The 24,307-nt window shown below is 70.4% G+C and carries 19 protein-coding genes; 8 read left to right on the forward strand and 11 right to left on the reverse strand.

The genetic code is table 11. The features are described 5' to 3' along the window. Nucleotides 1–26: 26 nt before the first annotated feature. Both ACFPQ9_RS02060 and ACFPQ9_RS02065 read left to right on the forward strand, forming a co-directional pair. Nucleotides 27–299 carry a DUF6510 family protein gene (locus ACFPQ9_RS02060; RefSeq protein ID WP_380845508.1) on the forward strand — a complete coding sequence of 91 codons (273 nt, stop codon included), beginning with the start codon at nt 27–29 and terminating at the stop codon, nt 297–299. Between the two features lie 84 nt (nt 300–383). Further along, nucleotides 384–1,043: an RraA family protein gene (locus ACFPQ9_RS02065; RefSeq protein ID WP_380845511.1), complete on the forward strand. Its 660-nt coding sequence runs from the start codon at nt 384–386 to the stop codon at nt 1,041–1,043. A gap of 32 nt (nt 1,044–1,075) precedes the next feature. Here ACFPQ9_RS02065 and ACFPQ9_RS02070 read toward each other — a convergent pair whose 3' ends face one another. The 5 genes from ACFPQ9_RS02070 to ACFPQ9_RS02090 form a co-directional block, all read right to left on the reverse strand. Continuing rightward, on the reverse strand, nt 1,076–2,545 hold the full coding sequence (locus ACFPQ9_RS02070) for a dihydrolipoyl dehydrogenase family protein (protein WP_380845514.1): 1,470 nt from the start codon (nt 2,543–2,545) through the stop codon (nt 1,076–1,078). 72 nt (nt 2,546–2,617) lie between these two features. Further along, nucleotides 2,618–3,091 carry a VOC family protein gene (locus tag ACFPQ9_RS02075; RefSeq protein WP_380845517.1) on the reverse strand — a complete coding sequence of 158 codons (474 nt, stop codon included), beginning with the start codon at nt 3,089–3,091 and terminating at the stop codon, nt 2,618–2,620. A gap of 192 nt (nt 3,092–3,283) precedes the next feature. Further along, nucleotides 3,284–4,201 (reverse strand): NADP-dependent oxidoreductase, encoded by a 918-nt coding sequence (locus ACFPQ9_RS02080; RefSeq protein ID WP_380845520.1) that lies wholly within the window; start codon nt 4,199–4,201, stop codon nt 3,284–3,286. Nucleotides 4,202–4,445: 244 nt separating this feature from the next. Next, on the reverse strand, nt 4,446–5,348 hold the full coding sequence (locus tag ACFPQ9_RS02085; RefSeq protein WP_380845523.1) for an NmrA family NAD(P)-binding protein: 903 nt from the start codon (nt 5,346–5,348) through the stop codon (nt 4,446–4,448). A 316-nt stretch (nt 5,349–5,664) separates the two neighbouring features. After that, nucleotides 5,665–6,348, reverse strand: a complete 684-nt coding sequence (locus ACFPQ9_RS02090) for a TetR/AcrR family transcriptional regulator (protein ID WP_380845526.1) — start codon at nt 6,346–6,348, stop codon at nt 5,665–5,667. A 196-nt stretch (nt 6,349–6,544) separates the two neighbouring features. On the opposite strand from ACFPQ9_RS02090, the gene ACFPQ9_RS02095 reads away from it, so the two are divergent. Then, a complete protein-coding gene (locus ACFPQ9_RS02095) occupies nt 6,545–7,423 on the forward strand; it encodes an NmrA family NAD(P)-binding protein (protein WP_380845529.1) in 879 nt (292 codons plus the stop codon). 156 nt (nt 7,424–7,579) lie between these two features. On the opposite strand, the gene ACFPQ9_RS02100 is transcribed toward ACFPQ9_RS02095, so the two are convergent. Next, nucleotides 7,580–8,113, reverse strand: a complete 534-nt coding sequence (locus ACFPQ9_RS02100; protein ID WP_380848331.1) for a YbhB/YbcL family Raf kinase inhibitor-like protein — start codon at nt 8,111–8,113, stop codon at nt 7,580–7,582. 159 nt (nt 8,114–8,272) lie between these two features. Here ACFPQ9_RS02100 and ACFPQ9_RS02105 point away from each other — a divergent pair, with 159 nt between their 5' ends. Further along, nucleotides 8,273–8,962 (forward strand): GntR family transcriptional regulator, encoded by a 690-nt coding sequence (locus tag ACFPQ9_RS02105; RefSeq protein WP_380845532.1) that lies wholly within the window; start codon nt 8,273–8,275, stop codon nt 8,960–8,962. Between the two features lie 148 nt (nt 8,963–9,110). On the opposite strand, the gene ACFPQ9_RS02110 is transcribed toward ACFPQ9_RS02105, so the two are convergent. Next, nucleotides 9,111–13,034 (reverse strand): glycoside hydrolase family 2 TIM barrel-domain containing protein, encoded by a 3,924-nt coding sequence (locus ACFPQ9_RS02110; protein WP_380845535.1) that lies wholly within the window; start codon nt 13,032–13,034, stop codon nt 9,111–9,113. Nucleotides 13,035–13,250: 216 nt separating this feature from the next. Further along, on the reverse strand, nt 13,251–15,140 hold the full coding sequence (locus ACFPQ9_RS02115) for an ABC transporter ATP-binding protein (protein WP_380848334.1): 1,890 nt from the start codon (nt 15,138–15,140) through the stop codon (nt 13,251–13,253). Between the two features lie 174 nt (nt 15,141–15,314). On the opposite strand from ACFPQ9_RS02115, the gene ACFPQ9_RS02120 reads away from it, so the two are divergent. The 3 genes from ACFPQ9_RS02120 to ACFPQ9_RS02130 all read left to right on the forward strand — a co-directional run bounded on the left by ACFPQ9_RS02120 (nt 15,315) and on the right by ACFPQ9_RS02130 (nt 18,607). Beyond that, nucleotides 15,315–16,280, forward strand: a complete 966-nt coding sequence (locus ACFPQ9_RS02120; RefSeq protein WP_380845538.1) for a lysylphosphatidylglycerol synthase transmembrane domain-containing protein — start codon at nt 15,315–15,317, stop codon at nt 16,278–16,280. Nucleotides 16,281–16,367: 87 nt separating this feature from the next. Continuing rightward, nucleotides 16,368–17,132, forward strand: a complete 765-nt coding sequence (locus tag ACFPQ9_RS02125; protein WP_380845541.1) for a crotonase/enoyl-CoA hydratase family protein — start codon at nt 16,368–16,370, stop codon at nt 17,130–17,132. Between the two features lie 380 nt (nt 17,133–17,512). Continuing rightward, entirely contained in the window at nt 17,513–18,607 is a 1,095-nt protein-coding gene (locus ACFPQ9_RS02130) for a mechanosensitive ion channel family protein (RefSeq protein ID WP_380845544.1), read from the forward strand. Between the two features lie 15 nt (nt 18,608–18,622). On the opposite strand, the gene ACFPQ9_RS02135 is transcribed toward ACFPQ9_RS02130, so the two are convergent. Beyond that, nucleotides 18,623–20,191 carry a M1 family metallopeptidase gene (locus ACFPQ9_RS02135; protein WP_380845547.1) on the reverse strand — a complete coding sequence of 523 codons (1,569 nt, stop codon included), beginning with the start codon at nt 20,189–20,191 and terminating at the stop codon, nt 18,623–18,625. A 249-nt stretch (nt 20,192–20,440) separates the two neighbouring features. On the opposite strand from ACFPQ9_RS02135, the gene ACFPQ9_RS02140 reads away from it, so the two are divergent. Beyond that, nucleotides 20,441–22,660 carry an NADP-dependent isocitrate dehydrogenase gene (locus ACFPQ9_RS02140; protein WP_380845550.1) on the forward strand — a complete coding sequence of 740 codons (2,220 nt, stop codon included), beginning with the start codon at nt 20,441–20,443 and terminating at the stop codon, nt 22,658–22,660. Between the two features lie 171 nt (nt 22,661–22,831). On the opposite strand, the gene ACFPQ9_RS02145 is transcribed toward ACFPQ9_RS02140, so the two are convergent. Both ACFPQ9_RS02145 and ACFPQ9_RS02150 read right to left on the reverse strand, forming a co-directional pair. Then, the gene (locus ACFPQ9_RS02145; protein ID WP_380845553.1) at nt 22,832–23,938 is read right to left on the reverse strand and encodes a DNA glycosylase AlkZ-like family protein; all 1,107 of its coding nucleotides are present in this window, start codon (nt 23,936–23,938) and stop codon (nt 22,832–22,834) included. Nucleotides 23,939–23,943: 5 nt separating this feature from the next. Further along, complete coding sequence (locus ACFPQ9_RS02150; RefSeq protein WP_380848337.1) at nt 23,944–24,285, reverse strand: DUF5713 family protein; 342 nt, start codon at nt 24,283–24,285, stop codon at nt 23,944–23,946. Nucleotides 24,286–24,307: the final 22 nt, after the last annotated feature.

Raw genomic sequence — 24,307 nt, forward strand, 5'->3', positions numbered from 1 at the left:
TGGCCCTCCACGGGAGGTGAATCTCCATGACCGTGCCGCCTGACTTCCTCGACGGCAGCGCTGCCGCCGGGGACCTCGAGGCGCTGTTCGGAACCGACATGACAATGGCCTCCGGACGATGCCACGGCTGCGGCGCCCAGATGGTGCTCGCCCAGACGCACGCATATCTCGGTGGTCCCGGGATGGTGCTGCGCTGTCCGGACTGCGACAGCGTTCTGCTCCGCCTCGTCCGTTCTCCCACCCGGATGTGGCTCGACGCGGGCGGACTGGACTACATCGCGATCCCCGCACCGGCATGACGTACGACGGGGCTGGGATCATCAGCGGATCGAGCGGCGCGCGATGCGACCGCGACAAGGCCGTCCTCCGGCTCAGGAGCCCCCATGGCAGAGAATGACGACCGCCTGCGCGACATCGCCGCGCGCGTACGTACCCCCGACGTAGTCGATGCCATGGGACGGACGCACTGCCACCGGTGCCATATCGACGACCTGGTGAGCCCGACTCCCGGCCGTCTCCTTCTGGGCCCCGCGGTGACCATCTCGTTCCTGCCCGCGTGCGAGGAAGCGTTCCCGGCCGAGCGATACAACTTCTTCCGGCTGTTCGACGACGCCACCGCAGACGGCGCACGGGGGCGGGTGCTGGTCCTGGCCGCCCCCGGGCACACCGACGTGTCGTTCGGAGGCGGGTGGAAGCTCTCGGTGGTGGCGGCACGAGGTCTCGCGGGGGTTCTGGCCGACGGGCGCCTCAGGGACTTCACCGAGCTCGCCACGTACGACTTCGCCGCGTACTGCTTGGGCCCGACGGCCAGGTGGGGAGGCGATGTCGTGACACCGTTCGAGGCCAACCGGCCGGTCGTCGTGTCCGGCGTGACCGTCCGCCCGGGGGACTACGTGTTCGCGGACGCGGACGGCGCTGCCGTCATCCCCGCCGCGCAGGTCCTCGCCGTGTTGGAAGAAGCCGACGGCGTCGCGCGGACAGAGGCGGCCTTCGCCGAGAAGGTCCGTCACGAAGGCAATGCCGACCACACTTCGGTGCGGTAGCACCTACGGCCGCCATCGGCGGCCGCGGCGCTCTACGACCGGCCGGGCGGATGCCGGTCCCGGTAGGTCTCCAGTAGCCTCAGCCATACCTCGCTGATCGTCGGGAAGGCCGGCACGGCGTGCCAGAGCCGTTGCAGCGGCGCCTCGCTCACCACCGCGACGGTGGCCGAGTACAGCAGTTCGCCGACGCCGGGTCCTACGAAGGTGACGCCCACGACGGTGCCGCGGTCCGTGTCGACCAGCATGCGGGCCTGGCCGCGGTAGCCGTCGGCGTACTGGTGAGCGCCCGCGACATGGGCGAGGTCGTAGTCCACCACCTCGACCCGGCGCCCAGCGCGCTCCGCCTCACGCGTGGTCAGACCGACGGCTGCGACTTCCGGGTCGGTGAAGACGACCTGCGGTACGGCCGCGACGTCGGCGGTCGCGACATGCGCGCCCCACGTCGTCTCGTCGGCCTGCTCTCCCTTCGCCCTGGCCCCTATGGCGTCGCCGGCCATGCGTGCCTGGTACTTGCCCTGGTGGGTCAGCAACGCGCGGTGGTTGACGTCGCCCACCGCGTAGAGCCAGCCGTCGGCGACGGCGGTCACGCGGCATGTGTCGTCCACGGCCAGCCAGGTGCCCGGCGTGAGACCGATGGTCTCCAGGCCGAGATCGGCGGTCCGCGGGGCACGACCGGTCGCGAAGAGGACCTCGTCCACGGCCAGTTCGCCGCCGTCCGCCAGCGTGGCCCGCACGTCGCCGTCCTCGCGTGCGACGGACGCCACGGAGGCCCCGAAGCGGATGTCGACGCCCGCTTCGCGCAGCGCGTCCGCGACCAGCCGACCGGCGAAAGGCTCCATTCTGGGGAGTAGTCCGGCGTCGCCACGGACCAGCATGGTCACCTGGGAGCCGAGCGCCTGCCAGGCGGTGGCCATCTCGACGGCCACCACTCCGCCGCCGACCACGGCCAGGCGGCCCGGCACCCGGTCGGCGCTGGTGGCCTCGCGGCTGGTCCAGGGGCGTACGGCGTCGAGCCCGGGTATGTCGGGTACGGCCGCGCCGGTCCCGGTGCAGAGGGCGACCACGTGTCGCGCGGTCAGCAACACCGTGTCGCCGTCCGGGGTCCGCACCGCAACCTGCCGGGGGCCGTCGAGCCGTCCGTGGCCGCGGATCAGATCGACGGACACCGAATCGAGCCAGCCGACCTGGTTGTCGTCCTGCCAGTGGAAGACGATCTCGTCGCGGTGGTCAAGGACCGCGGCGACGTCCAGTGGCCCTGCCACCGCCCGGCGCAGGCCGGGCACGCGGCGCGCGTCGGCACGGGCCAGCACTGGCCGCAGCAGCGCCTTGCTGGGCTCGCAGGCCCAGTACGAGCACTCGCCGCCCAGCAGTTCGTTCTCCACGATGACGGTACTGAGCCCGGCGGCGCGGGTGCGTTCGGCCACGTTCTCACCGGTCGGGCCCGCGCCGAGGACGATCACGTCGTAGAGGCGCCGGTCCTTGTTCGTCGTTGATCGGTTCATCACTGTTCCTGTGACTCGGTGGCCCGTCCCGGACTTCGGCGGGAGTGGGCTCGCCTGATACCTGACGTCATGTCAGCGACCGGGAGCCCGCTGCCTGATCTCCTGCAGCACCCAGCCGTTGCCGTCCGGGTCGCTGAAGGTGGCGTAGGAGCCGTAGGAGGCACGGTCGGGGTGCGGACCGGCCAGCCGCTCCTGCCCCTTGCCGTCATGGACGATCGCTCCGGCGTGGTGACCGTGGTAGAAGATGCCCTTGGCATCGTGGAACACCTCGCTCACCTCGATGCCACGGCCGACGAGCTCCGCGTGGGCCTCCTCGATGTCGGAGACGATGAGGTACAGGCCCTGGAGCGAGCCCGGCGCGGCCGAGGTGAGGCCCCTGCCGAAGATGATCGAGCACTCCGATCCGGGCGGCGTGAAGTGCACCGCGCGAAAGTCCTCGTCGACGTCGGCATCCAGGTCCAGGCGGAATCCCGCGGCCTCGTAGAAGGCTTTGGTCCGGTCGACGTCGGAAACGGGCAACACGATGAGTTCGAGCTTGAGATCCATGGGGGCCAACTTCCTTCTCCGCGTTGTCGGTGTTCTCGCGCCCTGTACGTCGTTCTCGCGCCCTGTACGTCAACGGGCGACAGGTGGCCGGAGGTACAGCAGCCGGTGTGCTCCGGCCGAGCGGCGGGCCCGTCCCGGCGGAGGAGACATGGTGATGGCCAGGTCGCCGCCGCCGATCCGGTCGCGTGGCGTTCACGCGACCTGGATGACGGTCTTGCCCACGGTTCCCTTCTTCGCGCGGAACGCCTCGGATGCCCGGTCCAGGGGGTGGACGGCGCCCACCAACGGGCGCAGCTTGCCCTCCCGGTGCCTGCCGATGATCTCCAGGACGTGACCACGGTCCGGTTCGACGATGAAATACAGCGCGCGACCGTCCTCGGGCCGCACGGTCGGGGGTTGGGCGATGGTCACCAGGGTGCCGCCGGGCCTCAGCACGGCGGCCGAGCGATCGAGTACTTCCCCGCCGATGGCGTCGAAGACAAGGTCGACCCTGCCTACGGCCTCCTCCCAGGCGGGCTGTCCCAGGTCGAGGAACACCTCTGCGCCGAGTTCGAGCACCAGGTCCCGGCTCCTTGCGCGCCCCGTCCCGATCACGCGCGCCCCGGCATCGCGGGCAAGCTGGGTCGCGGCCGTGCCCACGCCCCCTCCCGCGCCGTGTACCAGCACGGTCTGACCGGGCTCGAGCCTTCCGTGGACGAACAGACCCTGCCAGGCGGTCAGGCCCGGCATCGGCAGTGCGGCGGCCTGCACATGGTCGATCCCGGCGGGCAGAGGTGCCAGATTGCGCGCCTCCACCGCCACGTACTCCGCGAGAGTCCCGTCCCGGTTCCAGTCCGTCAGCCCCACGACACGCTGACCGACGGACAGCCCGGTCGTGCCGACGGCCACCTCGGCGACCTCGCCCGACACCTCGTGTCCGGGAACGACGGGGGCTCGGTCCCGGCCGCCCCGGTCGACCCAGGTGGCCGGCCAGGTCAGCTCGTCCGGGGTGAAGCAGGCCGCGCGCACCTTCACGACGACGTCACCCTCGCCCGCGTACGGATAGGGCGCGTCCTCCACGACCAGGCTGTCCGCCGACGCGTCACGATCGTAGGCTCGTACGGCCTTCATCACCCCTCCTTCGGACAGCGAGGCGAGTCCCCTGCCGTTCCAGGATGACGGCCCGACGCCCTTGGGGCGATCCGGGACGGAGCACGGCCCTTCAACGAGGCGAAACGCAGTTCCGGGGTGGAAGAAGCAAGACGGGCCATGAGTGATGCCCAGCAGAAGGCATTTCCGGCGGGTGGCCGCTTCCGGGGCATGCAAGAGCTCATTCATTCGCTCCCCGGAACGAGCCCCCCGAAGAGCAGAAGTATCAGCCCAGGTAGAAGTCCTGACGGGCAGTCACGAAGTGCTCGATGGTCTGAGCGCGCACCCCAGTCAGACGTTCGACGTCGTTGGTCGCTCGGTCGTAACGGTTGGCCTGGTGCAGCCGGCACATGGTGACGATGTGCTCCTCAATGTGCGGCGGCAGCCCTGCCTGCGCGAGCACCTCGGTGCGCCACGGGTCCAGCGGCACATCCTCGTAGGTGACGGTGCGGCCCAACGCCCTTGAGAACTCCTCGGCCATCTCCGTCATGTCGACCGTGCGCGGCCCGGTCAGCTCGTAGACGTTCCCGACGTGCCCTCGTGGGTCGCTGAGCACGGTGGCGACCACCCGGGCAACGTCGATCACGGCGATGGGAGAGGTTCGTCCGGTCCCGAACGGCAGGGCGAGCGTGCCACTCCTCTGGATCGACCGCGCCGCAATCGTGGTGAACAGCGGATTGTCCAGGAAGGACGTCGGCCGGACATGGATCACCGGCACCCCCGACCAGTTCAGCACCTGTTCGGCCAGCCAGTGCAACCGCTGCTGGTGAGACTCCTCGGTGCTGGTCGCCGTCATCTGCGACACGGTCATCTGGGACATGCCGACGAGAGCTTCCAACCCTCCGGACTCCCGCGCCACGCTCGCCACCACGGTCGCGGCCAGCAGGTGATCCGGCGACACCGGCATCGCGAAGTACATCCGCCTGACGCCCTTGATCGCGTCGGCGACGGTTTCGGAGCGGGTGAGATCACCTACGGCCACTTGGACGCCGAGCCGCCGGAACTCCGCGGCGCGTTCGTCGTCGCGACGGACCATGACACGCATCGGCACGTCGTCCGCACGCAAATACTCCATGACCGCGCGGCCCACGCCGCCGGCGCCGGCAATGAGGACAGGGTCGCTGGACACCAGGGCGGTCCCCTTCCGGAACGTACTGGAGCGCGGCTGCCACGGACCGCACGCGGCGGACTGCGCCGGGCAGACGGATGGCACCACGGCGAATTCCGTCCCCACCATCATGCCGCGCCCGCCGCGCCCCGGCAGAGGAGGCCAGGATCGCCTTGGGGATCCAGAAGATGTTGGTGCCGTGCGTCATCACTGCCAGGCACCTCTGCCCAGGTCCCCACCGTGGCGATCACCCGGTCAGTACGCCGGGACGCCTCCGCGCCCAATGCTGACCGTTTGCTGACCGGCGCGATCAGCGAACGAGACCCGCGGTGATCGGTCAGCGTTGCAGCCACTCGTCGAGCAGCGCGGCTTCGGCTTTGCTGAGATGGGGCAGTTCGGGCACGAGGGTGCGGAAGGCCGCGACGACGGCCGCCGGATCATGCGTGGCGACAGCGGGCTCGTCCACGAGGATGGCGCGAGTGATCGCGTCGAAGGCGGCGTCGGCCAGGTGCGGGTCGCTCTGGTCCGGTGGCAGGGTCAGCAGGGTGTGGACCGTTCCGACCCCCGCCGAGCGGATGAGGTTGACGGCGCGTTCCTCGCTCACCCGAAGCCGTCCGGCGGCGGCGATGCGGTGTACTCGCTCGGCAAGGACCTGTACCCCCTTGGTCTGTGCCGGGGTGTCGCGTGCGCGGGCCGGGTCGAGCAACAGACCGTAGACGTACGGATTGGCCAGCCCGAAGCTGATCTGAGTGTTCCATCCGGCGCGGAGGTCTTCCACGGGGTCGCCGGAGGGCCCGGTGGTCTGCTTGCCCGCCACATGCTCGGCGAAGACATGCTCCGCGGCGGCATCGAGCAGGTCGTCCTTGTCCTGGAAGATCCGGTAAAGGGCGGGAGGCTGCAGCCCGGCCTCCTGAGCCACGCGGCGCGTGGTCACCGCGGCGGGCCCTTGTTCGCGCAGCAGGTCGGCCGCAGCTCTCACAATGCGGTCCCGGGTGTCTCGCCGCTGCGCGTTCGATGCCATGGACTCGATGGTATCGCTCAGGCGGCACACGCGATGTTATCGGCGATATCGACGTCCCTTCACTGTCCGACCTGCTTGTTTTCGCTATGGGCGGCCGGTGGGCGTTCGGATGGGCACGAAAAGCTGGAACCATCGGTAGTATCATTGGTACCAACCTTTCCATGCCATTGGAAACGCCATCAGATGGGAGTCACCAGTGCTGATCGTCACGGGAGCCACCGGCCGTCTCGGGACGCTGATCGTCGACCGCCTGCTGGAGCGAGTACCGGCCGACGGGATCGGCGTCAGCGTCCGCGATGTGCGAAAGGCAGCCGAGCTCGCCGAGCGCGGTGTCCGCGTCCGGGCGGGAGACTTCACCGAACCCGACAGTCTGAAGCACGCCTTCGAAGGTGCCGAGCGTGTCCTGGTCGTCTCCGCGGCCATCCGGGGTGCCGGCGCGTTGGCCGCCAACAGCGCCGCCATCGACGCGGCACGGGAAGCGGGCGCCCAACGCATTCTGTACACGAGCCACCAGGCCGCCTCCCCCACCTCACTCTTCCCCCCGCAGCAGGTCCACGCGGCCACCGAGGAGCACCTCAAGCGGCAAGGACTCCCTTATACCGCCCTGCGCAACGGGTTCTACGCCTCCACCTTGCGCTTCTATGTCGGCGCGGCGCTGGAGACGGGCACGCTCGCTGTGCCGCAGGACGGCCCGGTGTCCTGGACGGCCCACGAGGACCTGGCGGAAGCCGCCGCCGTCGCTCTGACCGAAGCCGCCGTGCCGGTCGGCGGAGCACTCGAGGGGATCACACCGCCGCTGACAGCCACCCACACGCTGGACTTCGCCGACGTTGCCGAGATCCTCAGCCGCATCGCCGGCCGGACCATCACCCGAGTCGTCATGGACGACGAGGAGTGGATATCCGCGGCAGTTGCCGGCGGGATGCCGCGACCGGTTGCGGAGTTCTCCTTGACGATGTTCGCCGCATCGCGCAACGGCGAGTTCAACACCACCGACCCCACGCTTGGAGCCACCATCGGGCACCCCACGAAGACCGTCCACCAGGAATTGGAGGCCGTCGTACGCTCCCGCTAGACCGACCAGCCCGGAATGCCGGCGGGTCGGCACCTCGGTGGCGCGCGACCCGCCGGTACAGCAACTGCGGTCGGCAAAGGCGTGGACACCCTCAGGATGCGGCTCCGCCGCGTGGGCGCGACCAGCCACAACGCAGCCGCACCCGACGCGTCGATGTCAGGCGGGGGTTTCGGCAGTGACGGTCAGGACCGCACGGCCGAGGGTGTGGCCGGCCATGGTGAAGCCGAGGACGGCGGGCGTGGCGTCGGCGGGGACACCGATGGCGGCGACGTCGAGGGCGTGCACCACGACGAAGTAGCGGTGCGGGCCGTGCCCGGCCGGCGGGGCGGCGCCGATGTAGCGGGCCAGGCGGGCGTCGTTGGGCAGCTGGAAGGCACCTTCGGGCAGACCGGCGCCGGTGTCGTCGCCGGCGCCCTCGGTCAGTTCGGTGACCGTGGCGGGGATGTCGGCGACCGCCCAGTGCCAGAACCCGGACCCGGTGGGAGCGTCGGGGTCGTAGACGGTGACGGCGTAGCTCTCGGTGCCGTCCGGAGCGCCGCTCCAGGACAGCTGCGGGGAGACGTCCTTCCCGCCGGGCATGCCGGAGGCGAGCTGCTCCGCAGGCCAGGCGGCACCGTCGGCGACGGTGGTGCTGGTGACGGTGAAGGAGGCCGCCCGGGGGAGGCGGGCGAAGGGGTCGTTGCCGTGTATCACGTCGTTTCCTCTCACTGCTGTGCGCGGGGGCGGTGGCGCGGCCGGCCATCGGATCTCAGAAGGGACCCGACAGCGACGTCAGTGCCCTGCCGACCACCATCGAATCGACAGTAACACGGATAATCGATTATCTGCCCGATCGTCTATGCTGCGTACATGACTACGGCTCACACTTCGGCCCTCGGCGGGAAGCAGATGCTCTCCGAGCAGGTCCACGCATACCTGCGCGACGCGATCCTGCGCGGTGACTACGCCCCTGGTGACCCGCTGAAGCCGCAGGACCTCGCCAAGGAACAGGGCGTGAGTCTGGCCGTCGTGCGTGAGGCGCTCGTCCGGGTGGTCGGTGAGGGCCTCGCCGACCGGCTGCCCAACCGCGGCTTCGCCGTCCCGGCCGTCTCCGACCGCCGGTGGCAGGAGATCGCGGAGGCCCGCCGGACCGTCGAGCCCGTCGTACTGCGGATGTCCATCGAGCGCGGGGACGTCGACTGGGAAGCCCGCGTACGCGCCGCTCACCACCGCCTGGCCCGCACCCCGGCGTACCTGCCGGAGGAAGGCGAGTACTACACCAGTGCGTGGTCAGAGGCCCACAGGGTCTTCCACCGGACCCTGTTGGAGGGGTGCGGCAACCCGGTCCTGCTGGAGACCTTCGACCGGATGTGGACCGCGAGCGAGCTGACACGCCGCTGGTCGGCGCACCGCAACCCCGGCCGGGACGGGGTCCAAGAGCATCGGCGACTGGAGGAAGCAGCGCTCGCCCGCGACCCCGACACTGCGGCCGAGGTCCTCATCCGACACCTCACCCAGACCGCGGACGTACTGGCCGACCCCACCGCTTCGAGCCCGTGAGGACCATGTGGTGCTCGTACCGCCCCTCCAACGCGACCGTCGCAGGGATCATGGGGCCGGCGTGCAAGGACATGCAGGTGTTTCCGCCGACATGTCCCGACAGCCCGGCGCCGGGGACAGATGCAAGTGACCGCCGTGGCCCGGGCGGTCACGTCGCCGCGGTGGGCCTCCGCGACGCCGCCATCGCCTCTTTCACGTCGGTCAGCGGCCGCAGCCGGTAGGTGTACGAGTAGTCGCGGCTCGCGAACAGCTTGTACTGGTCGTGGGTGTGGGCACCCCAGCTGTTGTCACCGCCCAGGCCCATCTGCCGGTGGTTCACACGCAGGACGACCTCGTCGCGCGGGGTCAGCTGGTACTCGTGGCGTACGCCGGACGACAGGTCCTCCGGCGTGAAGCGGGAGGCGTTGACCTCCAGCAGGGGCTCCCCGGAGACGAGGAGTCCGTTGCCCGAGGCGTCGGTCAGGGCGATCCAGCGGACGTCGGTCTTGTTGCCGTTCTCCTGGGGCCGGATGTACGGGGTCCACTGCTCGGCGACCGTGCCGGAGTACACGCCCACGTCGGTGCCGTCGCGGCGGTCGATGTAGTTCTCCTCGGGCCCGCGGCCGTAGTAGCGCAGCCGGTCGAGACGCCCGGGCAGGAGCAGCAGCGTGCCGACCTCCGGGATGTAGGGCAGGGACGCGGCGCCCGGGTGCAGGGTGTTGTCGACCTTGATCTCGCCGTTGCCGAACACGGTGTAGGTGGTGGTGTACGTCGATGCGACGCTGGTCGGCAGGGTGCCGGTGACCTTGATCTCGACGGCCTTGTCGCCCAGGGGACGCGTCCGGACCTGCGTCACCGTGCGGTCGGTGCCCGCGTCGCGCCAGGTCTGGTTGCGGGTGTGCTGGCCGTTGCCGCGGTCGTTCTCGGTGGGGGCCCGCCAGAAGTTCGGCACCGGCCCGGAGACGAGGAGCCGGGTGCCCCGGGACTCGTACGAGGTGATGATCCCCGTGCTCTTGTCGACGGTGACCGAGAAGTCCTTGCCCTTGACCGTGACGGCCTTGTCCCCGTCGTCGTGCTTCAGCGCCGGCACGCTCGCCAGTGGCGCGGGCGTCACCGCCGGGACGTCGGCGTCGAGGGGCAGTTGCTGCTTGGCCACCTCGAAGCCGGCCTTCGCCCACGGGGTGGATTCCTTGGTGGTGAAGGACAGGTGGAGGAAGTACTCGGTGCCCGGGGCCGGGTCGGCGGGCAGCAGGACCGGCACCGTGATGTCCTTGCCGCTCAGCGGCGCGACGTCCAATTGGGCGCGGCTCAACATCCCGCGCCGGACCACCTCACCGTCGGCGACCAGCTCCCAACAGCCGTCGAACTCGCGGAGGTTGGTGAACAGGTACTCGTTGGTGAGAGTGATCGCAGCCCCCGGCGCCAGGGTGTCCCCGCCCGAGGCGGGTGCCGCGTGGACGGCCTGGTAGATCCGCTTGATCTCGGCCGCCTTGCCGGTGTGGCGGCGGTCGGCGGTGACGATGCCGTCGGCGTTGGAGGTGCCGTCGTTGGGGTTGTCGCCCCAGTCGCCGCCGTAGGGGAAGAAGGTCCTCTGGCGGGGCCGCTTCTCGGTGAGGCCGACGGTGGCCGCGTCGAACCAGAAGCGGACGCCGTCGTCGCCGGGTCCGCGGCGCTCGGAGCCGAGTTCGGCGGCGCTCAGCGCACGCGCGTACACGCGTGCCCGGCGGATCGTGCCGCTGAACTCGCGGGTGGGGTTGTCGACATCGGTGGCGAGCGCGAGGGGCGCGGTGGTGGGGGCGGGCCTGCGTGTGGTGGTCCGGGTGGCCTTCTCCGCGCCGTCGACATGGAGGGTCAGTGTGCCGGTGTTCGCGTCGAAGACTCCGGCGATGTGGTGCTCGGTGCCGGTCCAGTCGTCCGGGAGCGCCCAGCTCGCGGTGATCCACTGGCCGCCGCCGTAGATGAAGAACTCCAGGTTCCGGTCCGTCTGCTTGAGCGCGTACTGGGTGTCGCCCTTGGCCAGGATCGGCTGGTGGTAGCCGGTGTGGTGCGGGGTGATCCAGGCTTCCAGGGTGAGTGAGCCGGTGAGGTCGAGGCGTGCGTCGCGGGGGAAGACGGTGGCGCCCGACACGCCCTTGGCGCGGTCGAACGTGCCGCTGGCGGTGAGGATCTCGCCGCGCAGGCGGCCGGGCCCGGACTCGGTGAGGAACGTGCGCGCCGGCACGGGCCAGTTCAGCGACTGGTCGACGAAGTCCCAGATCCAGCCGCCCTGGAGGACGTCGTAGCGGCGGACGATGTCCCAGTACTCCTTGAAGTTGCCGTTCGAGTTCCCCATGGCGTGCGCGTACTCGATCATCACGTACGGCCGGGTGTCGGCGGTGTCCTTGGCGCGCTGTTCGACGCGGGACGGGCTGTCGTACATCTCCGAGCGGATGTCGCTGATCGTCGGCCGGTCGTCGCCTTCGTACTGCACGACACGCGTCGTGTCGTAGGACTTGATCCAGTCGTGCATGGCGACGAAGGTGCTGCCGCCACCCGCCTCGTTGCCCAGCGACCAGATGACGACCGAGGCGTGGTTCTTGTCGCGGTGGACCATGGCCTGGGCGCGGGCGACGCAGGCTTTGGTCCAGTCGGCGTGGTTGCCGGGGAACTCGCCGCGGATGCCGTGGGTTTCGAGGTTGGTCTCGTCGACGAGGTAGAGGCCGTACTCGTCGGCGAGTTCGTACCACAGCGGGTTGTTGGGGTAGTGCGAGGTGCGGACGGAGTTCATGTTCATCCGCTTGATGATCTCGATGTCCTTGACCATGTGGTCGCGGGTGAGCGCCATGCCGCTGTCGGGGTGCATCTCGTGCCGGTTGGCGCCGCGGAACGAGACGGGCTTGCCGTTGATCCGCATCAGGCCGTCCTTGAGCGCGAACTCGCGCAGCCCGACGCGGTGCGAGAGGGTCTCGATCACCTTGCCCGCCGGGTCGCGCAGCCGCAGTACGGCGGTGTAGAGGTTCGGGTGCTCGGCGGACCACAGCCGGGGCGCGGGCACGGCCCTGCTCGCCCGGACGGTCACGTCCTCACCGGCGGGCGTGGAGGCGAGGTCGACGGGCTGCCGCAGCGGTCTGGGCCAGACGGCGTGGCCGCCGGCGTCGTACAACTGGGTCTCGACGGCGTAGCCGTCCTCGCCCCGTCCGCCGTAGGCGCGCACGCTCGCGGTCACGGCCAGTTCGGCCGCCGTGCAGTCGTCGCTGAGCGGGGTGTCCAGCTTGAAGTCGCGCAGATGCACGGACGGCGTGGAGTAGAGGTGGACCGAGCGGAAGATGCCGCTCAGCCGGATCATGTCCTGGTCCTCCAGCCAGTCCCCGTCGGAGAAGCGGTACACCTCGACGGCGATCTGGTTGGTGCCGGGCCGCAGGTGCTCGGTGATGTCGTACTCGGCGGGGGTGAAGGAGTCCTCGGCGTACCCGACCAACTCCCCGTTGATCCATACGTAGTGCGCGGACTTGACGCCCTCGAAGTGCAGGAAGGTCCGGCGTCCCGCCCAGGCGCGCGGCACGGTGAAGGTGCGCCGGTACTGCCCCACGGGGTTGAAGCGGGTGGGCGCGGCCGGAGGCTGGGCCTCCTCACCGAGGCCGTTGGGTCCCCACCAGGGGTAGGTGATGTTGACGAAGATCGGACGGTCGTAGCCGTGCATCTGCCACACCGAGGGGACCGGGATGGTGTCCCAGCCGCTGTCGTCGACGTCGGTGCGGTGGAAGTCGGCGTCCCGGTCGTCGGGACGGTCGGCGTGGGCGAACTTCCATGTGCCGTCGAGGCTCAGGCGGTACGGCGAGCGGGTGCGGTCGGCCTCCAGCGCCTGTGCGACGTCGGCGTACGGCATGAGCGTGGTGTGCGGCGGCTGTGTGCCGATCCGGAAGACGTCGATGTGGCCGTTCCACTCGGGAGTGCCGGCCGCCGCGGTCCCGTCGGCCGCGTGCACCGTGGCGGTCGACCCGGAGACGGCCAGCGCGCCGAGCAGGGCGGCTCCTCCCTCCAGCAGACGGCGGCGGCTGACCGGCATGCCCGGCGAGCGGGACGGGCCGGTGGGAGAGGCGGGAGAGAGCGGCATCGACGGTGGCCTTCCTCGGGACGACAGTGCGGCGCTGCACGGCTTGAGGGAGCGTCAGATCATGTGCGGTGCTGTTCGGAAACCCAACGCACATTAGGTTGAGAACCCAGGGGAAGCAATGAGGCTGTCGAGGTTTGTGTGTTCCTGATGGGTACGGCCGACGACCTTGGCCGATTCCGGCCCCTCGGTCGCCGACCGCGCCGACCGCGCCGCCCGCTACGCCACCGCCTCCACCTCGGTCCTGTCCGCGGTCCTCTCCTCGAACTGCGTGCGGTACAGCTCGGCGTAGCGTCCCGCCGCCGCCAGCAGTTCCTCGTGCGTGCCGCGTTCGACGATCCGGCCGGCCTCGACCACCAGGATCAGGTCCGCAGCCCGCACGGTCGACAGCCGGTGCGCGATCACGACCGCCGTCCTGCCCTCCAACGCCTCGGCGAGCGCCTCCTGCACGGCGGCCTCGGAGGTGTTGTCGAGGTGGGCGGTGGCCTCGTCGAGGATGACGACACGCTGCCCGGCCAGCAGCAGCCGGGCGATGGTCATCCGCTGGCGCTCGCCGCCGGAGAGCCGGTAACCACGCTCGCCGACCACGGTGTCGAGGCCGTCGGGCAGGGACCGTACGAGTGCGTCGAGGCGGGCGCGGCGCAGGGCGTCCCAGAGTTCGGCGTCGCTCGCCGAGGGCCGGGCCAGCAGCAGGTTGGCGCGGACGGTGTCGTGGAACAGGTGGCCGTCCTGGGTGACCATGCCGAGCGTGCCGCGCAGGGACTCGGCGCTCAGATCGCGGACGTCGACGCCGCCGACGCGTACGGCGCCCGCGTCGACGTCGTAGAGCCGCGGCAGGAGTTGAGCGACGGTCGACTTGCCGGCGCCGGACGAGCCGACCAGGGCGACGGTCTGTCCGGGTTCGGCGCGGAAGGAGATGCCGTGCAGCACCTCGGCGCCGCCGCGGGTGTCGAGCGCGGCCACCTCCTCCAGGGAGGCGAGGGAGACCCTGTCGGCGGACGGGTAACCGAAGCGGACGTTCTCGAACTCCACCGGCACCGGACCCTCGGGGACCTGCCTCGCGTCCGGCTTGTCCTCGATGAGCGGCTTGAGGTCGAGCACTTCGAAGACGCGCTCGAAGCTGACGAGGGCGCTCATGACTTCGACGCGGGCGCCGGCGAGTGCGGTGAGCGGCGCGTACATACGGGTCAGCAGCAGGGCCAGCGCGACGACGGCGCCCGGCTCCAGGGTGCCGCGCAGGGCGAACCAGCCGCCGAGGCCGTAGACCAGGGCGAGGGCCAGGGCGGACACCAGGGTGAGCGCGGTGATGAACACCGACTGGGCGGTGGCCGTCCGCACGCCGATGTCCGCGACGCGCCTGGCCCGGTCGGCGAACTCCGCCGACTCCTCCTGCGGGCGCCCGAAGAGTTTGACCAGCGTGGCGCCGGGGGCCGAGAAGCGTTCGGTCATGCGGGTGCCCATCGCCGCGTTGAGCGTGGCCGCCTCCCGCTGCATCCCGGCCATGCGGTGCCCCATGCGCCGGGCCGGGATCACGAACACCGGGAGCAGGACGAGGGCGAGCAGGGTGATCTGCCAGGACAGGGTGAGCATCACGGCGAGCGTGAGCACCAGCGTGACGAGGTTGCTGACCACACCGGAGAGGGTGTTGCTGAAGGCGCGTTGGGCGCCGATCACGTCATTGTTGAGACGGGAGACCAGCGCTCCCGTACGAGTACGTGTGAAGAACGCGACCGGCATGCGCTGCACATGATCGAACACAGCCGTCCGCAGATCGAGGATGAGGTTCTCGCCGAGGGCCGCCGACAGGCGCCGCGCGAGGATCCCGAGGGCCGCCTCGGCGACCGCGATCAGGGCGATCAGCAGGGCGAGGCGGACGACGGTGCCCTCGTCGCCCCGCGTCACGATCGCGTCGACGATGTGTCCGGCCAGGACGGGGGTCGCGACGGCGAGCAGTGCCGTCACCATCCCCAGCACGACGAAGAGCGCGATCCTGCGGCGGTGCGGGCGGGCGAAGGCGCCGATGCGGCGCAGCGTGGCGCGGGCGAACGGGCGGCGCTCCCGCTCCGCGTTCATGACGCTGTGCAGCTGGGTCCAGGCTGTGGTCTCCATGCTCATGGGAGGGAACGTAGGACCTCAAGCAATGTTGAGGTCAATGCCGAGGTCGATGCCGAGGTCGATTTCGTCGGCTTCGCGAAGATCGGTGTCCGTCCGCAGCCGGTCCGTAAGACGCCGTCTCCGCTTCCGCAACCCGCCGTTGTCGGGGCATGGAAAACCTCTCCCGGTGTGACCGCCGTACGACTCCACGCGGGACGCCTGCTCCGGCGCATCCCGATCCGCCAGATACTGGTGCTGCTTCCGCTCGCCCTCGTCATCCTGGTAGCGGTGCGGCACCGGACCGTGCTCGCCGAGGGCATCGGGCATCTGGCGACGGCCAAGTGGCCGTGGCTCCTCGCCGCGGCCGGCGCCACCTGCCTGACGTGGGTGGCGGCGGCGGTGACGCGGCAGGGGGCCGTCGTCGACCGGCTGCCCAGGCTGCGGCTGCTCGTCACGCAGTTCGCGGCGGGCTCGGCCAACCATCTGCTGCCCACCGGGCTGGGCGCGAGCGCGGTCAATCTGCGCTTCATGACGGTGTGCGGGCTGCCGCTCGCCCGCTCCTCGGCCGCGCTGGCGCTGTATCTGCTGGCGGAGAGCGTGGCCCGGGTCGGCCTGCTGGCCGCGCTGTTCATCGCCTTCCCGCACGCGCTCCAGCTGGGGCCGCTGCTGCCCGACGGGGCGTGGGGCCCACTGCTGCTGGTCATCGGCGCGGTGGTGGTCGTGGTCGTCGCCCTGTTCGCCCTCGTCCGGAAGCTGCGCACCGCCGTGCTGTCGTTCCTGCGCACCGCGCTGGGCGAGGCGCGCTCGGTGCACACCCGTCCGTCCCGCGCGCTGGCGCTGTGGGGCGGCTCGATCGCCTTCCCCGCGCTTCAGGCGGCCGGACTGGTCCTGGTCGGGCTGGCGCTGGGCCTGGACGTGCCGCCGGCGCACATGGCCCTCGCGTATCTCGCGGCGACCGTGGCCGTTGCCCTCGTACCGACGCCCGGCGGCCTCGGCTCGGTCGAGGCGGCCCTGATCGTGGCGCTGGTGGCGGCCGGCGGCCCGGTCGCGGTGGCGACCGCGGTGGTCCTGGCGTACCGGATCATCACGGTGTGGCTGCCGCTGCTGCCGGGGGCGCTGACGCTGGGGGCGCTGGTGCGCTTCAAGGTCATCTGAGCGCCGCATCCGACGGCCCGCTTCCACTGGAAGGTCAAGTGACCGGCCAGTAACGTACGGGGTCCGAGCCAGCGAAAGGGCCCTGCCATGCCGGTCCGTATCGAGCGCCAGGGACACATCACCACCGTCGTCCTCTCCCGCCCCGAGGTCCGCAACGCGGTCGACGGTCCCACGGCCGTCGAGCTCGCGGACGCCTTCCGGGAGTTCGACGCGGACGACGAGGCGCGGGTGGCGGTGCTGTGGGGTGAGGGCGGCACCTTCTGCGCGGGCGCCGACCTCAAGGCGCTCGGCAGCGAGCGGGGCAACCGGGTGGCCGAGGAGGGCGACGGCCCGATGGGGCCGACCCGGCTGCGGCTGTCGAAACCGGTCATCGCGGCGGTCGCCGGGCACGCGGTGGCGGGCGGCCTGGAACTCGCCCTGTGGTGCGATCTGCGGGTGGCCGAGGAGGACGCCGTCTTCGGGGTGTTCTGCCGCCGCTGGGGCGTGCCGCTGATCGACGGCGGCACGGTACGGCTGCCCCGGCTGATCGGCGCGAGCCGCGCGCTGGACATGATCCTCACCGGGCGGCCGGTCACCGCCCGCGAGGCCCACGCCATGGGGCTCGCCAACCGGGTCGTGCCGAGCGGACGCGCCCGCGCCGAGGCGGAGGAGCTGGCCGCCGTGATCGCGAGGTTCCCGCAGGCGTGCCTGCGCGCCGACCGCGCCTCCGTGCTCGAACAGGACGGACTGGACGAGCCGGCCGCGCTCCGCGGCGAACTCGCGCACGGCATGGGCGTGCTGGCCGAGAGCATGGAGGGCGCGGCCCGCTTCGCCTCCGGCGCCGGGCGGCACGGTTCTTTCACGGACATGTGACGAGGGCGCAGAGAGCGCTTCTCGCCACGCGTCTCGCCAAGTGATCGTCGAGCACGCTCTCCGAGCACGCACCTGGGCGTGCGACCCGTGTGCCGCGCTCACGCACCAAGCGAGCCCCGGCGTGCGGCCGTTCGGCCCTCCGAGGAGGCGACAGTCCGCGGGAGAATGCCCGAAAGCGGTCGATGCGACCGTCCGGCCGACGATCCCGGCACGAACATGTGTACCCGATACGGCAGGATGAGCCCTCGTGCCGGTCTCGGGGGATGGGGTGACCGGCACGACGGCACATCGCGGAATCGAGCAGGTGACAACGTGACGAGACTTCACATCCGGCCGTCGGCGAAGGGATTCGCCGCAGCTCTTCTTCCCGGAGGTGACCGGTGAACCGGGCGCTCACCGTGGACGATCTGGTCATCGCCGGTATCGCGCTGGCCGCGGGCCTGCTCGCGGCGTTCCTGCTGCGGATGCTGCTGCGCTGGCTGGGCAAGCACGCCGACCGCACCCGCTGGAGCGGCGACGACCTCATCGTGGACGTACTGCGGACCGTGGTGCCGTGGGCGGCCTTCCTCGGCGGCGCGGCGTCCGCGGGCGCGGCGCTGCCGCTGACGAGGACGGTCCAGCACAACGTCAATCAGGTGCTGACCGTGCTGCTCATCTTCGTCGTCACGCTGGCGGCGGCCCGTGGGATCGCCGGGGTGATGCGTTCGGTCACGCAGTCCCGTCCCGGCGTCGCCGGTTCGGCCACGATCTTCGTGAACATCACCCGGATCCTGGTCCTGGCCATCGGCTTCCTGGTGGTGCTCCAGACGCTGGGCATCTCCATAGCGCCGCTGCTCACCGCCCTGGGCGTCGGCGGTCTGGCGGTCGCGCTCGCCCTTCAGGACACGCTCGCCAACCTCTTCGCGGGCATCCACATCCTCGCCTCCAAGACCGTCCAGCCCGGTGACTACATCCGGCTGAGCAGCGGCGAGGAGGGCTACGTCGAGGACATCAACTGGCGCCAGACGACCGTGCGCGCGCTCTCCAACAACCTGATCGTCATCCCCAACGGGGAGCTCGCGAAGTCGAACATGACCAACTTCATGCGTCCCGAGCAGGAGTTGACGATCCTCGTCCAGGTCGGTGTCGCCTACGACAGCGATCTCGACCATGTCGAGCGCGTGACCAACGAGGTCATCGGCGAGGTGATGGCCGAGGTCGAGGGCGCCCTCCCGGACCACGAGCCGATCATCCGCTTCCACACCTTCGGCGACTCCCGCATCGGGTTCACCGTCATCCTGGGCGTCGGCGAGTTCAGCGACCAGTACCGGATCAAGCACGAGTTCATCAAGCGCCTGCACCGGCGCTACCGCAAGGAGGGCATCAGCATCCCGGCGCCCACCCGCACGGTCGCGATCCAGCAGGGCACGCTGTCCATCCCGCAGCAGCGCATCCCCTCGGAGGCGGACGAGGTGACCCCCGCCCGCCTCGACTGATCTGCCCGAACGCCCCTACAGGGTGGCCGAGTTGTCGTGGGAGCGGCTTTGCTCACGGCGGTGCGGCGCGGCGAGCGCCGGGTTCACCGGCGTGACCGTCCAGTCCGGGTGCCCCGGCATCCGCGGCGTCTTCGTGCCGTACAGCCAGTCCCGGAGGAATCCGGACAGATCCTGGCCCGAGACCTCCGAGGCGACGGCGATGTAGTCGGCCGTCGACGCCGAGGCGTTGCGGTACCGGTCGAGGAAGGCGCGCTCCAGCGCGCTGAAGGCGCTCTCGCCGACGAGGTTGCGCAGCGCGTACAGGACCAGCACGCCGCCCAGGTAGCGCTGGCCGTCGAACAGGTTGGCCGCGTTGGGTGCGGCGACCGGCCCTGAGTCGCGCCGCCACTGGTCGCCCTGGGCGTAGGTGTTCTTCATCCGGGCTTCCATGGTGGTCAGGCCCAGGGAGTCCGGCCAGCCGCGCTCGTAGCGGTAGAGCAGCCCGTAGAAGTCCGCGTGGCCCTCGTTGATCCACAGGTCGGCCCAGGAGGCGGGGCTGACGCTGTTGCCGAAGTAGGAGTGGACCAGCTCGTGCATCATGTGCGAGCCGATCTTCGGCTCCGGCTGGAGCAGATAGTTCGGCTTGTAGATTGTCAGGGTCTGGGTCTCCAGGCCGGTGAAGTCGAAGGCGTTCGGGGCGTCGGAGTTGCAGGGCAGCAGACCGTACGTCTCGAAGGGGTAGGCGCCGAGCCGCGCCTCCAGCCACTCGACCAGGTTCGGCGTCAGCGCGAGCGCCGGTTCCAGTGCCTCGGCGCGCGCGACCGGGACGACGTCGCGCAGCGGGAGGCCGTGCGGGCCCTGCCGGTCCTTGATCACATAGTCGCCGACGGTGATCTGCACCAGTTCGGTGGCCATGGGCTCGCGGGAGCGGTAGGTGTATGCCGTACGGCCGCCGGTGAGGTTCTCGGTGCGTATGAGCAGGCCGGTGGCCACGCCGCGCAGGCCGTCGGGGACGGTTATGCGGAACGTGAAATCGGCCTTGTCGGAGGGGTGGTCGTTGCACGGGAAGACGGTGTGGGCCCAGTTCGGCTGGCAGCAGACCGCGAACCCGTCCAGCGTGTCGACCCAGCCGGTGTTCGGCTGCGGAAAACGGCGCGGGTCCGCCGAGTACTCGACACACACGGTCACCCTGGACTTGTTCGGCAGCGTCCGTGCGGGCGTGATGCGCAGCTTCTCGTCCACCTGCTCGAACGTCGCCGTACGGCCGCCGACGCGGACGGAGCGGATGTCGAGGCCGAGGGAGTCGAGGGAGAAGCGGGACAGGGCCTGGGTGGTGCGGATCTTCAGGGTCGCGGTGGCGTCGACCAGCCGCGTCGTGGCGTCGTAGGAGAAGTCGAGGTGGTAGGCCGAGACGCGGTAGCCGTCATTGCCGAGGGCCGGGTAGACGGTGTCGCCGAGGGTCTCGGAACCCGGCGTGCCGGAGGTCTTGGCGGCCGATGTCCCCGTGCGCGTCGGTGCCGCGTGGGCGGAAGGGGCGGCGGCGAGGGCCGCCGCCGTGCCGATCAGGGCGGCCGCGGGGGCCGTCACTCTGCTGCGATATCTCATGGTCCGCTTTCGCTCGGGCGGCCGGGTGGTCAGCGCCGGTCGCCGGATCGGTGATCTCCCTGTGACTGGTGATCTCTCTACATGACCGTGGATCACGTGATCCGGTTGCATGGAGGAGGTCCATCCGTTTGCGTGGATCGCAGACAGCGGCAGACATCCCGCACCTGTGTGCGGACCCCTGTCGAGCTGAGGTCGATCACGAGATATCTTGATGTCGAGCAATGTTGCAGACGTGGAGCGGAGCACCCGGTGACTGACTCGACCATCATCTATACGCACACTGACGAGGCCCCGGCCCTGGCGACGTATTCCTTCCTGCCGGTGGTCCAGGCGTACGCCTCGCAGGCGGGTGTCGCCGTGGAGACGCGTGACATCTCGCTGGCCGGCCGCATCATCGCGGTGTTCCCGGAGTACCTGACCGAGGACCAGCGCATCCCGGACGCGCTGACCGAGCTGGGCGAGCTGGCGAAGACCCCGGCCGCCAACATCATCAAGCTGCCGAACATCTCGGCGTCGATCCCGCAGCTCAAGGCGGCCATCGCCGAGCTCCAGGGCCAGGGCTACGCGCTGCCGAACTACCCGGACGACCCGAAGACCGACGAGGAGCGGGACATCCAGGCCCGCTACGACAAGGTCAAGGGCTCCGCCGTGAACCCGGTCCTGCGTGAGGGCAACTCCGACCGCCGCGCCCCCGCCTCGGTCAAGAACTACGCCAAGTCCCACCCGCACCGCATGGGCGCCTGGACCTCCGAGTCCAAGACGAACGTGGCGACCATGGGCGAGAACGACTTCCGCTCCACCGAGAAGTCCACCGTGATCTCCGAGGCCGGCGCGCTGAAGATCGAGCACGTCGCCGCGGACGGCACCACCACCGTCCTGCGCGAGTCCGTACCGGTCCTCGCCGGTGAGGTCGTCGACGCCTCCGTGATGCGCGTCGCCGCGCTGCGCGAGTTCCTCACCGCGCAGATCGCCGAGGCCAAGGCCCAGGGCGTGCTGTTCTCCGTGCACCTGAAGGCCACGATGATGAAGGTCTCCGACCCGATCATCTTCGGTCACGTGGTGCGCGCGTTCTTCCCGAAGACCTTCGAGCGGTACGGCGCCGACCTCGCCGCCGCCGGTCTGTCCCCGAACGACGGTCTGGGCGGCATCCTCAAGGGCCTGGACGCGCTGGCGAACGGCGCGGACATCAAGGCGTCCTTCGAGGCGGAGATCGCCGAGGGCCCGGAGCTGGCCATGGTCGACTCCGACAAGGGCATCACCAACCTGCACGTGCCGTCCGACGTGATCGTCGACGCCTCGATGCCCGCCATGATCCGCACCTCCGGCCACATGTGGGGCCCCGACGGCCAGGAGGCCGACACCCTCGCGGTGCTGCCGGACTCCTCCTACGCGGGCGTCTACCAGGTCGCGATCGACGACTGCCGTGCCAACGGCGCCTACGACCCGTCGACCATGGGCTCCGTCCCGAACGTCGGCCTCATGGCGCAGAAGGCCGAGGAGTACGGCTCCCACGACAAGACCTTCGAGATCAAGGCAGCCGGCACGGTCCGTCTGGTCGACCGGGCGGGCAACGTGGTCCTCGAGCAGCCGGTAGCCGAGGGCGACATCTTCCGTTCCTGCCAGACCAAGGACGCACCGATCAAGGACTGGGTGAAGCTGGCCGTCACCCGCGCCCGCGCCACCGGCGACCCGGCCGTGTTCTGGCTGGACGAGACCCGCGCGCACGACGCCAACCTGATCGCCAAGGTCAACGCCTACCTGCCGGAGCACGACACCGAGGGCCTGGACATCCGGATTCTCGCCCCGGTCGACGCCACCAAGCTGTCGGTGGAGCGCATCCGCCGTGGCGAGAACACCATCTCGGTCACGGGCAACGTCCTGCGCGACTACCTCACCGACCTCTTCCCGATCCTGGAGCTGGGCACCAGCGCCAAGATGCTGTCGGTCGTCCCGCTGATGGCGGGCGGCGGCCTGTTCGAGACGGGCGCCGGCGGCTCCGCCCCGAAGCACGTCCAGCAGCTGGTCAAGGAGAACTACCTGCGCTGGGACTCCCTCGGTGAGTTCTTCGCGCTGGTGCCGTCCCTGGAGCAGTACGCGACCGCGACCGGCAACACCCGCGCCAAGGTCCTCGCCGACACCCTGGACCGCGCCACGGCGACCTTCCTCAACGAGGACAAGTCCCCGACCCGTCGCGTCGGCGGCATCGACAACCGCGGCAGCCACTTCTACCTGTCCCTGTACTGGGCGCAGGAGCTGGCCAAGCAGACCGACGACGCCGAGCTGGCGAAGGCCTTCGCGCCGCTGGCCGAGACGCTCACGTCGAACGAGCAGAAGATCGTCGACGAGCTGAACGCCGTCCAGGGCCAGCCGGCCGAGATCGGCGGCTACTACCAGCCCGACCCGGCCAAGGCGGCAGCGGTGATGCGCCCGTCGGCCACGTGGAACGAGGCCTTGGCGTCCCTGAGCTGACGCACAAGCCCTGCCCCGGCTCCGCCCCGACCGATTACACACCGGCCGGGGCGGAGTCATATCGGGGCGAAGCCCCGAAAAGGGGCGCGAGGAACTGCGCGACCGGCCCCAACGGCGCCGCACCCGCCAGACACCACACAGCGGCACCCCGGAAGGCGCTTCTCAACCCCCCTACCGAGGAAGAACCAGCTCCAGCCCCAGCCACCCCGCCAGATCCGCAACCTCATGCCCGACCTCCGCGGTCACCCCCGCATCGAACGGCTCGTCCTCGTGGATCGCGTCGACCCGCAGCACCCCGGCCTTGCGATCCGCCGTGGCGTCGAGCTTGCCCACCAGACGGTCGCCGTACAGGATCGGCAGCGCGAAGTACCCCCAGCGGCGTTTGGCGGCCGGCTTGTACATCTCCAGTTGGTAGTCGAAGCCGAACAGCTCGGTGGTCCGTCTGCGGTCGTGGATCAGCCGGTCGAACGGCGAGAGCAGGGCGGCCCGCCCGGTGAACGGCTGTCCCAGCTGGGCCGGGTCGACCCGCCACCTGCCGCGCACGCCCTCGACGACGGCAGGCTCCCCCGCCTCCCCCACGTCCACCGGCTCGACCTGGCACTCGGGGCCCCGGGCCCTCGCGATGCCCAGCGCACGCAGCCGACGCTCGTCCCGGACGCGCAGCGCCTGCGCCACGGGGACCGCGGGCGTGTCGGGGTAGACCCGCTCGGCGAGGTCCCAGAGCCGGTCACCGCCGCCGCGTCCCGCCACGGCGACCTCGCCGCGCTGCACCATGAGCTCCAGCAGCTTGGTGACGTTGCGGTTGTTGCTCCACCCGCTGGAGCGCCACGGCAGCGCGCACGTGTCCGGCAGTTCGCGCGAGGGCAGCGGCCCCGCCGCGCCGAGCCGGTCGAGGATGTCCCGACGACAGGCGTCGTTGGCGGCGACCCATGTGCCGTGGTACTCGCGCCAGGAGGTGGGCGTGCCGCGTTCCGGCCACTCGGCCATCTCGGCGCGGTACAGCGCGAGGTCCTCGGCGGGCCGGATCATCGCCCGCAGTTCCAGCAGGGTCCGGTCCGCCAGCGCGGCCGTCAGGTCGGCCGGTGTGCAGCCCGAAGCGCCGAGCCGGCTCCACGCGACGAGGTCGGCGCTGGGCGCGACGGCGGCGGTGGGGTCGATCTGGAGCAGCGTCAGCCGCCGTACGACGTCCAGCAGCCCGTCCGGCCGGATGGCGTCCAGCAGTTGAGCGCGCACGGCGATCCGGCGGGCGTCGGTCCGCGACAGCTCGTGGACGGTCATCGGTGTCACCAGTCCCGGGTGGCGATCAGTTCCTCGTGGTCGGCGTCCGTGAACCCGTAGGCGCCGGCCACGAACCAGAAGTCCTCGCCTATCTCCTCGCGGGCCACGGTCTCGATCTCGCTGCCGGCGGCCCAGAACTCGTCCTGGAGGGCGTTGAACTCGTCGGTGGCGGCATGAGTGAGGGCGTACAGCTCGGGCAGCCCTGCGGGCCGCTCCGCCTCGATGCGCTCGCACAACCGCAGCAGGATGCCCTTGCCCCGGTCCACCACCGCGTCGGGGTAGTAGTCGTCCCTGTACAGCGCCTTGAGGAACGGGTGCGCGATCACCTGCTCGTTGCTGATGCTCATGCTCATGCTCATGCTGTGATGG

It is taken from the genome of Streptomyces coerulescens, from assembly GCF_042657965.1.
GTDB classification, from domain to species: Bacteria; Actinomycetota; Actinomycetes; order Streptomycetales; family Streptomycetaceae; genus Streptomyces; species Streptomyces coerulescens.

Excerpts from the sequence above, each read along its gene's own strand:
- ACFPQ9_RS02060 (WP_380845508.1), top strand. The coding sequence starts at position 27 with ATGACCGTGCCGCCTGACTTCCTCGACGGCAGCGCTGCCGCCGGGGAC.
- ACFPQ9_RS02065 (WP_380845511.1), top strand. The coding sequence starts at position 384 with ATGGCAGAGAATGACGACCGCCTGCGCGACATCGCCGCGCGCGTACGT.
- ACFPQ9_RS02070 (WP_380845514.1), bottom strand. The coding sequence starts at position 2,545 with ATGAACCGATCAACGACGAACAAGGACCGGCGCCTCTACGACGTGATC.
- ACFPQ9_RS02075 (WP_380845517.1), bottom strand. The coding sequence starts at position 3,091 with ATGGATCTCAAGCTCGAACTCATCGTGTTGCCCGTTTCCGACGTCGAC.
- ACFPQ9_RS02080 (WP_380845520.1), bottom strand. The coding sequence starts at position 4,201 with ATGAAGGCCGTACGAGCCTACGATCGTGACGCGTCGGCGGACAGCCTG.
- ACFPQ9_RS02090 (WP_380845526.1), bottom strand. The coding sequence starts at position 6,348 with ATGGCATCGAACGCGCAGCGGCGAGACACCCGGGACCGCATTGTGAGA.
- ACFPQ9_RS02105 (WP_380845532.1), top strand. The coding sequence starts at position 8,273 with ATGACTACGGCTCACACTTCGGCCCTCGGCGGGAAGCAGATGCTCTCC.
- ACFPQ9_RS02110 (WP_380845535.1), bottom strand. The coding sequence starts at position 13,034 with ATGCCGCTCTCTCCCGCCTCTCCCACCGGCCCGTCCCGCTCGCCGGGC.
- ACFPQ9_RS02115 (WP_380848334.1), bottom strand. The coding sequence starts at position 15,140 with ATGGAGACCACAGCCTGGACCCAGCTGCACAGCGTCATGAACGCGGAG.
- ACFPQ9_RS02125 (WP_380845541.1), top strand. The coding sequence starts at position 16,368 with ATGCCGGTCCGTATCGAGCGCCAGGGACACATCACCACCGTCGTCCTC.
- ACFPQ9_RS02135 (WP_380845547.1), bottom strand. The coding sequence starts at position 20,191 with ATGAGATATCGCAGCAGAGTGACGGCCCCCGCGGCCGCCCTGATCGGC.
- ACFPQ9_RS02145 (WP_380845553.1), bottom strand. The coding sequence starts at position 23,938 with ATGACCGTCCACGAGCTGTCGCGGACCGACGCCCGCCGGATCGCCGTG.
- ACFPQ9_RS02150 (WP_380848337.1), bottom strand. The coding sequence starts at position 24,285 with ATGAGCATCAGCAACGAGCAGGTGATCGCGCACCCGTTCCTCAAGGCG.